This is a genomic window from Acinetobacter genomosp. 15BJ, assembly GCF_000400715.1.
GTDB lineage: Bacteria > Pseudomonadota > Gammaproteobacteria > Pseudomonadales > Moraxellaceae > Acinetobacter.
Genome location: NZ_KE007345.1, coordinates 218,579 through 233,573 on the forward strand (window position 1 = coordinate 218,579; position 14,995 = coordinate 233,573).

Genomic DNA, 14,995 nt, shown 5'->3' on the forward strand with positions numbered 1-14,995 from the left:
TTTACTCAACCTTCGCATAGCGCTCATACCAACGATTTGGAATAAAGCGTAAATCACCACCCGCTGTAAGGAATTTCTTATCTGTTTGACAAGCAGTACCTACACAACCTTTACCAATATCTGCAGGATCAGGTACGATAATTGATTTTCTATTTCCACCATCAATAGATCCTACATTAAGATTTACAATACCTGCACCTAAGTTATAAATATAGTTGGCATCCTGACCGCAAACCCCTGTTGGCAAGCATAAACGCTGAGTAAAACTATGGCCTTTCACCCCTGCACCACAACTTGAAGATGTACCGTTATTCGAAGCATCATACATTGTGACATACAAACTTCCTTCCATTGCAATCAATGGTGTTAGCCCCTTGATAATGGCAGCATTTGCACTTTCTCGATTAATTCCTGTTTCACTAAATTTTTTATCAAAACGATAATACCACCCGCCCCAACCTGTTGATGAATTTGCCAAAGCCCCTTTTACAAGAGTAGCGTCGGTATCATTACGAGCAACATCACTATTACTAATATATTTTAACTGGGAGGTCGATGCTGTAGTCGCATCTGTAGCGGCTAAAGTTCTAGCCCCTTTATTCGTATTCGGAAAAAAAGTTCCATCTGGATGGATATCATAGTCATAAATTGCATAGACACCATCATATTGCAAATTATCGGAATCACGTTGCCCTGTTGTCAGTGACGAATCAGTTGTTGCTAGAAGTGGTGAACTTTTATTTCCAGACACAAAAGTCGCAATAACCACATCAGCTCCTTCCTTACGAGCTGCGCTATGATGTGCCGTAAAAACAGGCGGTAAATAAAAACGCGGACTTTTACCAATTTTTGCGGTTGTTGTTTGATGTAGATCCAAAATTTTAGTCGATTGAGTGATAAATTTTGTTGAACTTCGGGCAAAATCTACACGGAAAGCTTGTCCAGCTAGATCACCAAAATAAATATGATCAACCATGCCATCGTTATTGCGATCAACAGTTTTTATTTCACTAACGACGCTATACTTTAAATCATCGTTAACTAAATGCGGAATAGCCTCTGTCGTTGAACTGCCTGCATCTGAAGCTGGTGGAGTATTATCATCAGTTGAAGCATTTGAATCTGCATACCAAAGTAAGTCACCATTATTGGCATCAAACATATAGACGCCTGCACCTTTTTTATTGGTCTGATCATAATTATAGTTTTCATAACCAGCATAACCTGTACGGATACCATTTGATTTCAAACCATCGCCATCATCACCGCCAGCATCGTATCCTCCCCCAACAAACATCACTAACTTACGCTTACCTTTCCAGTTCACATAATCTAATTTTGGCTTAGACCAACTCTGTGCCATGTTTTCAATTACAGGAAATGCCTTACCAGCTGGATTGGCTTTGGAATATACCTTACCTGTACTTGGATCAATATGAAATTTAAGTGTTGGATTATCAATATCAGTTACGTCTAGTGCATAATAGCTACGCCCACCCATACGCATACCACCATATACCCATTGCTTACCATTTAGATTTTCCTTATCTTCAGCTGTTCCGCCCACAACATTACGTACAGCCCCACTTACAGTCAGCGTTCCATCAGGTTTAGTCACATAAATAGTGTGCGCAGCCCATTCACCATCCATTCCATAGTAAAGAGCATTTTTACCACCAACTAGATTTCCTGCATTCTCCTTAAATGTCTCAGACTGCTTTTCAATCATTTCACTTGGAACAAAACTAAATTTCTCGATACCTGAAGAGGCATCTACAACACTGAGCAGACCTTGTGTTGTACCAAACATCACATAATCTTTACGACCAACTGTACTAATTTGGATCTTGTTTGTAGTTGCATTCCGAGTTGCAACCGCCTTACCTTCTTGAGTCAGAAGTACAGGCAATGAGTGATAGACACTTCCCATTTGACGTAAGTTTGCTGTTGTATTGGTAAGGTCTAAACCATTTGTATCGGTGTCAGCGCTAATGTTATACCCCAACAGTGCCATCAGCCCTCTGACTTTTGGAGCCGCATCTGTTTGAGTTGTCCGATCTGTAGTATAAGTATAACGAATTTGGTTTAAATCAAAATTACGACTGATCTGGTTATCAGCACTTTTGGTTCCATCAAACACATAATCCGTCAGGACTTTACGTCCTGTAGATGTTGTGGTACTACCATTACTTGTTGTCGTTTGAGTTCCTAATATTTGCTGGCTTAACAATCCCCCTTTTTTATAAATCGGAGTATTATCAGGATAGCTAATACCTGATTTTGCCCAAATATCGATTAGATCTTGTAAGACACTCTTTTTAACTACTGTATAATTCGCCCCCCCATTTTCATTGGAATATACGCCATTATTAACAACATAGTATTTTTTAACGTTTCCAAACCATAATTGTTGAGAATCTTCTGGCTTAATTTTGGGTTCAAATTGAGGAAAGTAAGCATGCGGCTGAATAATTTCAGGATTTAATGTATCGATTGGAACCGTTGAGGAACCCGTACTCATACTCGGGATATCTTTATTAATTTCATTAATGAAATTATTAATACTATCTACGACACTTTGTGAGTTAGTTCCAACATACCATTTCCCCTTACCTAACGTACCCCAATCTTTTGCATCATTTACATCATTATTTGTATTACTGCTAAAGCTCGAACTAAAACCGACAACAGCTGTCTTAATCTCTAAACCAACAGGGTTTTTTGTTGATGTTAATAAGCTTTCTGCAAAGTTTCCAATACAAGTCCATGAGTTTGAACTATTCTTATAAGGGGTTCTTTTTCCTAACTGGCTATTATTACAACTGAATAAGTCACCTTTATTACCCAGAGCTTTACTCATCAAATCGTATGCAGTACCACTTTTTCCATCAGTTCCTGGAGCACTACCATTAGGCTCTGGCTCACCATCGGTTAAAAAGTAAACCCCTTGTCCACTACATTCTCGTTTTGCCCTAGCTGTCTCACTTGTTCCTAACTGTGCAGTTATCGATGTAGGTGCTGCATATACGTCACCATCTTTTGATTCAGCCACAGATTGGGGAAAACCAGAATATTTATTAGGCATAACAACATTTCCGGTTGCGTAATAACAATTCCCAGACCAATTCGAACCATTTGCGTATACAGAACACGATTTTTTAGTTAGACCAGAAACATTATAAGCAGTAGTCACCCATCCATTATTCCAACTTGAACAATCTGTTTTTCCTGTATTCAAAGCACTGCAGGCTGTCCAATAATTAGAGTTCCCCCCTGTCAGATTTAAATAAATAGGAGCATTGTTCACATCGCGGACCATTAACGGTGATTGTCCCATTAAATATGCAGCGGCTTCGGCATAAGCATAGGGTGTTGGTGTACCACCTCCTGCTTGTAAATTATTAACGGCTGTAATCAATATATCACGGTGTGTTTCATCTCGATATTTTATACGTTCAGACCAAATCGACAAGCAATCCGAATAATCACCATAAGTACAGGTAGTGTTCGTATCTGTTTTATAACCTGATGTTTTATAACCGGAAGGTTTATCTTTCGTTTCTCCACTCCATGCTAAGCAATTATCATTACTTGCATCCCAACTGGTACAGGAATTGTAATAGGGTGTTTTAGTATAAGTTGGTCGTCCTTGACGATCCGTTCCTGTTTGGATTTTTTTATTATAGCTTTGCCAAAGTGGTTTCTTATATAAACCATCAGCAATTTGCCCACCAGTTAATGTACTTAGAGCCTTTGCCGGAACTAAAACTCGTCCAGTGTCCCCGCTAAAATCAGATAACCCCATTACGATTTTACCATCTACGCGTGGTATGGTCGCTGTCCCTTGCAAAACATCATTTAGACCCTTTTTTAGAATATCTAAACGGCTATTTCCTGCACTGGCAGTGTTTGTATTCCCCATATTCCATGACATACTCCCAGAAGTATCCAACATCAGCATTAATGTTGTCGAACCCACACTATCCTCTGGAATCTTATAGATTTCCAAGTCCGCAGCATAACTTGGGACACTTGCACAAATCAATGAGGTGATTGCAGCCGCAATCGTACTGACTTTAAACTGATTAGCCCAATTTTCCCCTTGCATCTTTTGTGCATCATCTTGGCAAACTTTTTCTATTTTTAGCATTTTCATATGAGTTCTCCTTATGAGGATGCGCCTACAGTTTTGATGGTATATTCCATTTCTTGCGTGCTGTATGGAACATTCTTATTCGACAAACAATCAGTAACAGTAATATTATTCTTAGCCTCATCCACAAAACTGGTGAAATCCGTTAAACAAGTATTAATATCGCTTGTTGTTGCCTCACTAAAGTTAGGTAAAATAGAGGTTGCCGTGACAACAACCTTTTGAATTCCTGTACTTTTTGAACTTTCTTTATCGTCAGCTTCCATCATATGCTCCCAATCCCTATCATTCGAAGCTGCTCTCACTGTAACCTGCGTCATTACTGCATTTCGTCCACTCAAGAAATCAGTAATACGATTTTTTTGACAGAAACCATTCTTCCCCATTTCTGTATTATTAATTGCACCACTATCATCCCAATATGCAACACTTGCTAAACGACTTCCTGCAAAATTATCTACAACAGCACCACGCACACAAAAGACTAATTCTTTACCTTTATTTTCAGGACGTAAGGTGTAGTTCAACATACCGTCACCAATACGCATTTGAGTAAAAGCCAATGCATCATCAGTTTTGTTTTCTAACGTGTAAAATACAGAATCACTTGTTTGTTTAAGTAAAGCCTGAGCTTGTGAATTCGTTGCAATTTTTAAGGAAGTTATACTTCCCCTTATAGCCCATGTACCCACTAACGTTAAAAGCACAAGCATAATTAAGACCACAATTAGGACTGAGCCAGTTTGAGTTCTTCGTCTTATTCTTTTCATCTCACAGCCCCTTACTCGATACCAAAGCCATTACGGATCGCAATAGTTTGTGTAACCACATTGCGTAGATATAATTTATTTCGAGCATGTGTAATCAACTTTGCATTCACATTCAAAACTTGATAATTTTGATTTTCATCAAAAAATGGGTTATTTCCGACCGTATCCGTAGAGCGAGACAGCAAACCAATTTGTAAAGAAACAATTTGTGGTTTCTTTCCTGCTAAAGCTCTGTAATCCTCTATATCCATATAGCTAAAACAGTCTAAACGAGTATCTGGAGCAATATTTGTAACAACCTCACTCGCATCCGTTTCTGTCACTGCATTACAAGTTGAATTTGCACCATCATAGGCAACACCTAAACGCACGCTAAAATGATCAACGCGGGGAATTAAAATTTCACCATTCCCACTTAAGGCCAATGTCGTATTTGTTTTTGCCGACTCTGTCGTATAACGAGCAGCTTTACAAGCTAAAGCGAGCGGCTGATTTGGATCATTCGCATTATTTGTATCTGCTCTTAAAAAATAACGCTCTACAACATAATCGCTCACAGTCAAACCAGTGCCCTCACAATCGAATTGATTTGGAGTATTAACTTTATACTGGATAACCAATTGATCACTTTTCTGGTCTTTTAAGTTTGATAAACCAATACCACCACGTGTTAACAGATTTGCGTTAATCGAAAATTTAGAAAGATTTGCCGAAATATTATCGGGTTTAAGTACGATCCCTCCATATAAAACGGTATCGTCAATAAAAGGCTGTGATGCATTAAGATTAGCCACACGTAAATGATTCACTACTTCCCCCAATCCAAACAGAGTTGAATTTTGTAAGTTCATCATTCCTTGCTGCGTTGTCGCACTACGCTGACTTGTCAGAAATAATTGGATTGCAATTGCACTGATAAGTAGCCCCAGTGCAAGTGAGATCATTAACTCAATTAAAGTAAAACCTTGTTGCTTAGCTATATGGTTATTCATTTTAGAATGCCTCCATCACTAAACATTTAGCATCCACAATATAAGTTCCTGTAGTTGTATTAACACATTGACTAATATCCGTTGCTGTAATTGTCGTTGGTCCCCAAGCGACATAAACACAATTCATTGAACTAGCCACACAGTTTGCCATGACAATGACCTGACCATGGTCATTTGCTTTTCTTAAAATTTCAGTCGAATCATGTTCCGCCATTGCAACAGGATTGCATTTGGGCAGGTCTATTTTTGTAGTAACTGGATTCGCGTCACGACTTGTAGTCCCGATACACACCATTTTTCCATTATCAATTGTCTTAGTATTGATCGTTGTTCTGTAATTAGCTAAAGCTGTTCTATTAACTCGGATTCTTTCAACCAAATCTCGAGCAGTATTCATTGCTACCGTTTGTTCTGTCGCCTCTTGTGCCGCATCCAGTGCTCTAAGTTGCAGAGCAGAGAAACCCAATACACCTAATGCTAAAATGATGAGAGCAACCAAGACTTCGACCAAACCGACCCCTTGTTGATAATTTTTATTTTTCATTAACATGTCCCCGTGCGAATCCCATCAACAGTTCCAATCTTTGATACAAGAATTGTTCGACTTTCATGGATACTCGCATTACATAAAGTAAATTCTAAAGGGACAATTTCAGGAATCTGACGAGGATTATTTGTTGGATCTGTATCGCATAAATTTGGTGTAGGAGCATTACATACTGGATTATTCACAGCTTTTGTTCTTTGTTTTGCACTACCTAGCCCTGAAAATACAACATCAATTTTATCGCTGGTTAATTCAATATCATTACGAGGAGAAACCCAATAAAATAGTGTTGCTGTATTTTGTGGACATACTATTTTTGTTTGAGCAGTGACGGGGTCTGTCTCGGTTGGACAGGTTAATTTTAATGTAATATTTTTACGTAAGGAGATTGCCTGCCCTCGTGCCTCACCAAAAAAAAGTGCAAAATCTTTAGCTGTGGTATCTAACTGTTTTCTTTTAATTAGATCACCAAATGATGGAACAGCTAAAGTAGCAATAACTGCAAATACGGCAATCGTCACCATCAATTCAATTAAGGTGAACCCCTGACTTTTCCCCATTGCCTCTGCACCTAATTATTAAAATTCACTACTCTATATTAAATTTTATTTTTACAGAACCAATACAAAGCAGATAAGCACCAAAAAAAAACGGATGGAGTGTCATCCATCCGTTTCTATTTCACATTTTTCTAATAAAATTAGGCTTGTATCACTTGGATACGCAACTCTTTTGGTAGACTAAAGGTAATGTTTTCCTCACGTCCTTGTAGTTCTTTTGGTGGTGTCGCACCCCAATCTTGTAAGCGCTGAATCACTTGTTTAATTAAAATTTCTGGTGCTGATGCACCTGCAGTGACACCAATTTTGCTCTCCGCTTTAAACCAATCTTTTTCAAGTTGATCTGCATTATCGACCAAATAAGCAGACTTACCCATACGCTCAGCCAACTCACGTAAACGATTCGAGTTTGACGAGTTTGGTGAACCGACCACAAGAACCACATCACACTGTTCAGCTAGATCACGCACTGCATCCTGGCGGTTTTGGGTGGCATAGCAAATATCATCTTTACGCGGGCCTTGAATTTTTGGAAATTTAGTTCGAAGCGCATCAATCACTTTAGCCGTGTCATCAATTGAAAGCGTGGTTTGCGTGACAAAAGCGACTTTTTCAGGATGTCTTACCATTAAAGCATCAACATCCTGTTCATCTTCAACCAGATAAATCTCACCACCTCTAGATTTATCATATTGCCCCATCGTACCTTCCACTTCTGGGTGACCTTCATGTCCAATCAAGATGGCTTCAGTCCCTTCGCGTGCATATTTGGTCACTTCAATATGAACTTTAGTCACTAATGGGCAGGTCGCATCAAATACTTTTAAACCACGGCGATCAGCTTCTTGCTGTACTGCTTTCGATACGCCATGTGCACTAAAAATCACAATTGAATCATCAGGGACCTGATCCAACTCATCGACGAATACAGCACCACGCTGACGTAAATCATCGACCACAAATTTGTTATGCACCACTTCATGGCGTACATAAATAGGTGGGTTAAAACATTCCAGTGCTCGATTGACGATTGCTATAGCACGGTCAACTCCAGCACAAAAGCCTCGTGGATTGGCCAACACGATTTCCATAACATCCTCTCTCATGATCTGAATTTTTACACCAAACTATTTCGTTTAATGACACGCTACACTACAATAGCCAAAATATTTTATCATATTCAGGAAAAATATCATGTCGGGTCTATTGTTTGTCGTTTCTGCAGCCTCAGGAACAGGCAAAACATCTTTGGTCAAAGCCCTACTCGATCGAGTCAGCAACTTACACGTTTCTGTCTCACACACTACACGCGGTCAACGCCCTGGTGAACTTGATGGTGTTCACTACCATTTTACCAATAAAGAAAGCTTTTTAGCACAAGTTAATGAAGGCGGTTTCATCGAATATGCAGAAGTATTCGGAAATTATTATGGTACGTCTCAAGCCAAGGTCAAAGAACAACTGCTACAAGGTCATGATGTTTTACTCGAAATTGACTGGCAAGGTGCTGAACAGGTTCGTCGACTTTTTCCTGAATCGAAACAAATCTTTATTCTCCCTCCAACACAATATGATTTAAGACAACGTCTTTCAAATCGTGGCACAGATTCTGTTGATGTCATTGAACATCGTTTAAGTTGTGCAGTTGAAGATATGCGTCATTTTGCCAGTTTTGACTATGTCATCATTAATGATGATTTCAATAAAGCAGTACATGATTTAGAAGCAATTATCGCTGCAAATCGTTTGGTTACTTTGCAACAAAGTGTGCGTCATCAACAATTAATCGAAAACTTACTTACCCTTGATCGTGAATAACTTGAGTCTGGACTAAAAGCCTTTTATACTACTCAGTCTTTTCAAATGTAATGTTCAAACGAGACAACTTATGGCACGTGTAACCGTTGAAGATTGTTTAGACCATGTAGATAACCGCTTCGAGTTAGTACTGGTGGCGAGTAAACGTGCACGTCAATTAGCACGTCAAGGTATGGAACCCACTGTAGAATGGGACAATGATAAGCCAACAGTCGTTGCGCTGCGTGAAATTGCAATTGGTCATGTGACTAAAGAAATTTTAAAACAACGCGATCAAGACTACCAAACATCAAACCTTGATATGGTACTGTCTACAAATTCACTAAACTTAGAAGGTTTTACTTTCTAAATCGAATTTGTTATGCGTAAAGCCCATTGTGAAGACTCTGGGCTTTTTTCTTTCTTGCAAAATTCAATACATATTGATAAAAGCAATATCCGTCATTGAAAAAAATTACGAGTTTTTATAATGAACAAATTGACAAGTTTCTCAATTTGCTTTTCATTAGAAGATAAGCGTAATGTTTGCGAACACTTGCGATCAATGTAAGTTTTCAATGGGATCAAATCTGGTTTACGAGATTTAATCAGCATTGAATACGTGAACAATCAACGCAATATATCTTTATATCGCTGAAGTATCAGCAGACATACCATTACTGAATTTAGGTTATAAAAGGTGTTATATGCCAGGCGAAGAGGTCAGCCAAGCCAAGCAACAGCTCAGAGCAATCATTGAAGCCTATCTCAAGGATAGCGACGTTCAACGAGTTCTTGCTGCCTGCGATTTTGCTGATTTAGCGCATAGTGGTATCACTCGTAAAAGTGGTGAACCATATGTACTGCATCCTATTGCGGTGAGTTGCATTTTGGCACATATGCGTCTTGATGCCGATACGCTAATGGCTGCCTTACTTCACGACGTGATTGAAGATACCGACTTTACCAAAGACGAAATTGGACAAAAATATGGCTCAGTGGTTGCCGAACTGGTCGATGGTGTCACCAAACTCAGCCATTCCAGCGATAAAGAATATAATAAAGCCGCATCCTTCCGAAAAATCTTGCAAGCAACGTTACAAGACCCTCGTGTCATTATTATTAAATTAGCCGATCGCTATCACAATATGACCACCTTAGGCGCCCTGCGTCCGGATAAGCGTGCTCGTATTGCACAAGAAACGCTGGATATTTTTGTACCTATGGCTCGTCTTGTTGGTATGAATGAGATGGCGGATAACCTTGAACACCTGTGTTATCAGAATCTTGATTTAGACATGTTTAATGATGTTCAGACTGCACTTCTTGAGACCAAGCCGAAACGTTGCGAATACCAAGCAGTATGGGAACAAAAACTCTCTGAGTTATTAAAAGCATATGACCTCAAAGGCCGAATCAAGAAGAAAAACAATAATATCGAATTACTGCGCCATTTTATTAAAAATGAAATCGACTTAAATGAACTCAGTCACAGCCATGCCTTTGAAATTATTTTACAAAGTATCGCAGACTGTGACCGTCTAGTTGATGCACTGAAAGACAATTTCCAAGTTTTACAATATAGCGATCATATCCGCCGCCCTTTACCAGGTGGCAACCAATCACTCATGATCCAGCTTAAAGGTGAAAAGACCACACTTTCATTGACGATCCAAACTGAGCTAATGCGTAAAGCAGCACGTTTTGGTGTAGTGCTTGGTGAAAATGCACCGCAAGCCTGTCGCTCGGCCATTCAAGCGTCTATGCAGAACTTGAATACTCTAATTGATAGCGGCTGTGCCAAAACCACCTTTAGTGATTTGCTTGATTATCTCCACCAAGAAAAAATTTGGGTCTATACCCCGCATGGGCAATTGCATGAATTACCACAAGGCGCAACCGTGGTTGATTTTGCCTATTCAGCCAGCCTATTTTTAGGTAACCACGCGGTTGGTGCCAAAGTAGATGGTGAAATTCGCCCACTATCGACACCATTGCACAGTGGACAAGTGGTTGAGATCATTACCGATGTTTTAGCAACTCCAAATCCAGACTGGCTCAGCTTCATTAACACGCAGAAAGCACGTCGCGCACTGCAAAATATGCTTAGAGAGCAGGATATTGATGAACAGCGCTTAGTTGGTCAGCAAGCGCTAAACCGTGCATTAAAACTATTCCAGCGTTCAATTGATGATCTATCTCCAACGGATTGGACGAATGTGCTGGAATGGCGTCATTTAAGTAGTAAAGATACCCTGTTCGAACAGATTGCAGTGGGTGATCTATTACCACAACTGGTCGCAAATCATTTATTTGCTCAGGATTATCATTCACAGCATCATGACGCTTCCGATCGTTTAATCGTCGGTACAGAAGGTGTCGATGTAAAATATGCACATTGCTGCAATCCAGTCTTGGGTGATCCAATCCAAGGACACCTCTCCCGACGGGGTTTGATCGTGCATCGTTCACGATGTCGTAATTTATTACATGAACAACATCTGCATCCAGAAAATATCATGCCATTGCATTGGCAATCCGAAGAAATTGATGATGTCCGTTTCAGTGCTTATTTATGTATTCACATGGCAATGAACGATGAGCAGATCTCTGATTTAATCTATCAATGCCGTAAAGCCAAAACGGGGGTAGAAATGGTTCACTCACAAGACCAAAAAACCTATGTCAACATCGTGGTCAGCAACCGAAATCAAATCGCCCAAATTATCCGTGACTTACGCATGAACTTTGGTTTCCCTCGTATTGAACGCCTAAATATGCCCATCGTACAGCCTGAAATCGCAAAATTGGCAACCACCAATTAAATACAAGTCCAGCTGTAAAATGAATATTTAAAGCATTTTATCGACATAAAAGTTCTAATAATATATCCATGCAACTGCGACTACACAGTACTCAAGACTTTCGTACCCGAATTTTTGTGTTAAAGTCGCATGGTTTAAGATAGAGAAAACAACCTAGGAGAGCTAAATGTCACGCCAAGTTATTCATACTGAACACGCCCCTGCTGCTATCGGAACATATTCTCAAGCAATTCTTGTTGGCAATACGCTCTACCTTTCAGGTCAAATTGGTTTAGATCCGTACAGTATGGAACTTGTAGAAGGCATTGAAGCTCAGATCCGTCGCGTATTTGATAACCTTAAAGCTGTTTGTACTGCAGCTGGTGGCAGTTTAGCCGATATTGCCAAACTCAATATCTTTTTAACTGACTTGTCACACTTCCAATTGGTAAACCAAATTATGGGTGAATACTTTGCACAACCATACCCTGCACGTGCAGCGCTTGGTGTTGCCAGCTTACCAAAAGGTGCTTTGGTGGAAATGGATGGGATTGTGATCATTCCCTAAGCACTTTTTTAAATTTATATTTATCAAAAAGTTATAAGTTATCCAAAATATCGCCGATCAGGCGGTATTTTTTTATTCAAATTCCCAATAAGAATATACTCATTGTTAGAATGAAATTCATTGACAAACGATAATAATTATCAATAATATCAATTATCGCATTTATATTTGTGGCTCACTCCCATGTATGTTTGTTTATGTCGTGGAATTACAGATCAGGATATCAAAGACGCCGTTGCAAATGGCGCAGAGAGCTATCGTGAAATCCGTGACCTACTCGATCTAGGAACATGTTGTGGTCGTTGTGCTCCTGAAGCCCGCGCTATTATCAGCGATGAACTTGCTGAAATCGCTGCACGTATTTCTATAGCTGCCTGATTTATCTTTAAAATTACTCCTCCAATTCAATTCGTGTTTTACGACTCCACCGCTTCCTGTAGAACTTAAAAAGTTCCTCATTTAAGCGGTTTTTTTATAAAAATCATAATCATATCAGGATGTTTTTGATTGTGATTTTCATTTGCCGTTCTATAAATTACTCGCCAGATACTTCTTTCTTGATTAAGATAAGATAAATTGCCTTAGCAACTAGGGCATCATGTGGTGTTTTTGGAGTAAGCGCAATGAAAGGCAATCGCGAAGTTATCAATCAGCTGAATCAGGTGCTGTACCATCATTTAACTGCGATCAACCAATATTTCTTACATTCTCGTATGTTTAATGACTGGGGAATTGAGCAACTCGGTTCAGCCGAATATAAAGAATCTATTCGTCAAATGAAACATGCTGATAAAGTGATTGAGCGTATTTTATTTTTAGAAGGCTTACCGAATCTACAACATCTAGGCAAGCTCTATATCGGTCAACATACTGAAGAAGTTCTGAACTGCGATATCCGTAAGGTCAAAGAAAATATTGAGGCAATCAAACAAACTGTTGAACTTGCTGAAGCAGAACAGGATTATGTGACCCGTGATTTGGTCCAAGAAATTTTAGAGAAAGAAGAAGAATATTGGGATTGGCTCGACACCCAACTCGATCTTGTTGAGAATGTGGGTATCGAAAACTATATTCAAAGCCAAATCTAATTCTTCTCTTCAACCCAAACTATTTATTGAGTTGAATCAAAAAATAAAGCCCTGATGAGGGCTTTATTTTTATCTCGCTTGCTTATTCATTTCAAGCACTTCTGGCAAGCTGAGTGTTTGTCCATACAGCTGCTGTAAAATGAAAAGTTGCTGTTCCGCCTCTTCAAATTTGTGATTATAAGCAAGCAGCTGTGCATATTTCTTCAAGTTATAAGGCGTTGCCTTATTTTTAACTAAGGCATCAATCTGCTTCAAATCGCTCTCTGACATTCGTGTTTTCGGTTTTAGACCAATCCAATCAAGCCGTTGTTGAAATTGAGTCAATAACAGAATTTTAGAACTTCCCAATATCTCTACTGTAGGTTGCTGATTTTTAAAAATTAAACGACTATTTTCCTGAAATAGCTTGTAATCCCGCCAGATCAATAACAGCAGTACGATACCAATCAGCCAGATAAAGCGAATGACATTTTTATTTAAAGTCACTGCTTTTAGCTGAGGTGTTTGTGCTTGAACTAGACCTAATAAAAAGCCCATAGGCAGTAGGAAATACGCATAACGTTGCGGAAACTCCAGCATGGCATGAATCAGAATTGCCGCAACCATCATAATTGCAACTACTGAAGTGGTGTCTTTGGCATTTCGATCTAACCAAAAAAACCAGACTGCCATATAGCCAATAATCAAAAGCCCAAGTGGTAAGCCATTCCAGACCAAGATATCGAGCAATACATTATGCGCACTGATCACCCATTCATGTGAAGGATGTAAATTAAAAATACTAATCTGCGCGATACTGGTTTGATTCCAGCCATAACCAAACCATGGCTGCTCTTTCAGCGCCAAAAGCATCTGCGTCCAGATATCAAAACGTAAATAGCCTGAACTCGCCCGTTCAGCCAAACTGGTTGTTTGGATGACTTCAGAGTTTGAGAACGTATCAATGGCATTTGTGAGCAGTGGTAAGCCCCATGCTGCAATCACAAAAAAACCAACGCACCAAATCCAAAGCTGAACGAAGTTGAAGCGTGGTTGCTGCTTGTATTGCTTATACATCCAATAAAATAGAATAAATAAACACACCACCCATGAAGTTCGAGACTGGGTTAAAGCAATGGTAAATAGGATCAATAGACTAGATGGCACTAGCCAACATGCAGCTACGACTCTTTTTTCATACAGATATAAGGCTCCCATAAGCCCCATGATCAGGAATGTTGCCAAATGATTGGGCTGTCCAAAATTAGCATAAGGGCGATCCCCTTTGAGCTGCATAATGCCATTAACCACACCACCAAGCCCACACCATTGCACAATTGCCATCACACTACAGACAATCGCAATACCAAATAGCAGCTTAGAGGTCTCTTGCATCAGCACTTCACGCTGATCCACTTGCAGCGAAAGGTTATAACCAAGGACGATCATCAGCCAAAAAGCGAATACATAGAGTGAGCTTAATAGTGACGTGCTAAAGTCATTGACTAGCCCAAAGCCCCATTGTAGCAATGGAGCAGCAATAATCGGTGCGATCCAGAGTTGAACTCTGGGAATAATCATTTTTTTATTGAGAAAAACAGCAAGTAAAACCAAGCCAGCTGCAAAACTAGCAAGCTCCCCTGAAAAAGTCACCCAAGGATAAGTATGAAATGGGGAAAGCCAAGCAAAGCTGATCAGAACACTGGCAAGAAAAAAGCATAAAAATTGCATACTTTA

The 14,995-nt window shown here is 39.5% G+C and carries 13 protein-coding genes; 6 read left to right on the forward strand and 7 right to left on the reverse strand.

The features are described from left to right. Position 1 precedes the first annotated feature (1 nt). The 6 genes from F896_RS18210 to ispH all read right to left on the reverse strand — a co-directional run bounded on the left by F896_RS18210 (position 2) and on the right by ispH (position 8,113). The gene (locus F896_RS18210; RefSeq protein WP_016162284.1) at positions 2-4,156 is read right to left on the reverse strand and encodes a vWA domain-containing protein; all 4,155 of its coding nucleotides are present in this window, start codon (positions 4,154-4,156) and stop codon (positions 2-4) included. A gap of 11 nt (positions 4,157-4,167) precedes the next feature. Next, on the reverse strand, positions 4,168-4,923 hold the full coding sequence (locus F896_RS18205; protein WP_016162285.1) for a pilus assembly PilX family protein: 756 nt from the start codon (positions 4,921-4,923) through the stop codon (positions 4,168-4,170). A gap of 11 nt (positions 4,924-4,934) precedes the next feature. Continuing rightward, a complete protein-coding gene (locus tag F896_RS18200) occupies positions 4,935-5,915 on the reverse strand; it encodes a PilW family protein (protein ID WP_016162286.1) in 981 nt (326 codons plus the stop codon). A 1-nt stretch (position 5,916) separates the two neighbouring features. Continuing rightward, positions 5,917-6,459, reverse strand: a complete 543-nt coding sequence (pilV, locus tag F896_RS18195) for a type IV pilus modification protein PilV (protein ID WP_016162287.1) — start codon at positions 6,457-6,459, stop codon at positions 5,917-5,919. After that, positions 6,459-7,022: a pilus assembly FimT family protein gene (locus F896_RS18190; protein ID WP_016162288.1), complete on the reverse strand. Its 564-nt coding sequence runs from the start codon at positions 7,020-7,022 to the stop codon at positions 6,459-6,461. Before F896_RS18190 ends, pilV begins: the two co-directional genes overlap by 1 nt. A 140-nt stretch (positions 7,023-7,162) precedes the next feature. Continuing rightward, positions 7,163-8,113, reverse strand: coding sequence for a 4-hydroxy-3-methylbut-2-enyl diphosphate reductase (gene ispH / locus F896_RS18185; RefSeq protein WP_005317749.1), 951 nt, complete (start codon positions 8,111-8,113; stop codon positions 7,163-7,165). 103 nt (positions 8,114-8,216) lie between these two features. Here ispH and gmk point away from each other — a divergent pair, with 103 nt between their 5' ends. The 6 genes from gmk (at position 8,217) to bfr (ending at position 13,279) form a co-directional block, all read left to right on the forward strand. After that, positions 8,217-8,840, forward strand: coding sequence for a guanylate kinase (gene gmk, locus F896_RS18180; protein ID WP_004803956.1), 624 nt, complete (start codon positions 8,217-8,219; stop codon positions 8,838-8,840). Positions 8,841-8,910: 70 nt separating this feature from the next. Continuing rightward, on the forward strand, positions 8,911-9,189 hold the full coding sequence (rpoZ, locus tag F896_RS18175; RefSeq protein ID WP_004803954.1) for a DNA-directed RNA polymerase subunit omega: 279 nt from the start codon (positions 8,911-8,913) through the stop codon (positions 9,187-9,189). 337 nt (positions 9,190-9,526) lie between these two features. After that, positions 9,527-11,644: a RelA/SpoT family protein gene (locus F896_RS18170; RefSeq protein ID WP_016162289.1), complete on the forward strand. Its 2,118-nt coding sequence runs from the start codon at positions 9,527-9,529 to the stop codon at positions 11,642-11,644. Positions 11,645-11,810: 166 nt separating this feature from the next. Beyond that, positions 11,811-12,191 carry a RidA family protein gene (locus F896_RS18165; protein ID WP_004657462.1) on the forward strand — a complete coding sequence of 127 codons (381 nt, stop codon included), beginning with the start codon at positions 11,811-11,813 and terminating at the stop codon, positions 12,189-12,191. 183 nt (positions 12,192-12,374) lie between these two features. Continuing rightward, complete coding sequence (locus tag F896_RS18160; protein WP_004776027.1) at positions 12,375-12,569, forward strand: bacterioferritin-associated ferredoxin; 195 nt, start codon at positions 12,375-12,377, stop codon at positions 12,567-12,569. A gap of 245 nt (positions 12,570-12,814) precedes the next feature. Then, a complete protein-coding gene (gene bfr, locus F896_RS18155) occupies positions 12,815-13,279 on the forward strand; it encodes a heteropolymeric bacterioferritin subunit Bfr (RefSeq protein WP_004803950.1) in 465 nt (154 codons plus the stop codon). A gap of 69 nt (positions 13,280-13,348) precedes the next feature. On the opposite strand, the gene F896_RS18150 is transcribed toward bfr, so the two are convergent. Beyond that, complete coding sequence (locus F896_RS18150) at positions 13,349-14,989, reverse strand: PglL family O-oligosaccharyltransferase (RefSeq protein WP_016162290.1); 1,641 nt, start codon at positions 14,987-14,989, stop codon at positions 13,349-13,351. Between the last annotated feature and the right edge of the window lie 6 nt (positions 14,990-14,995).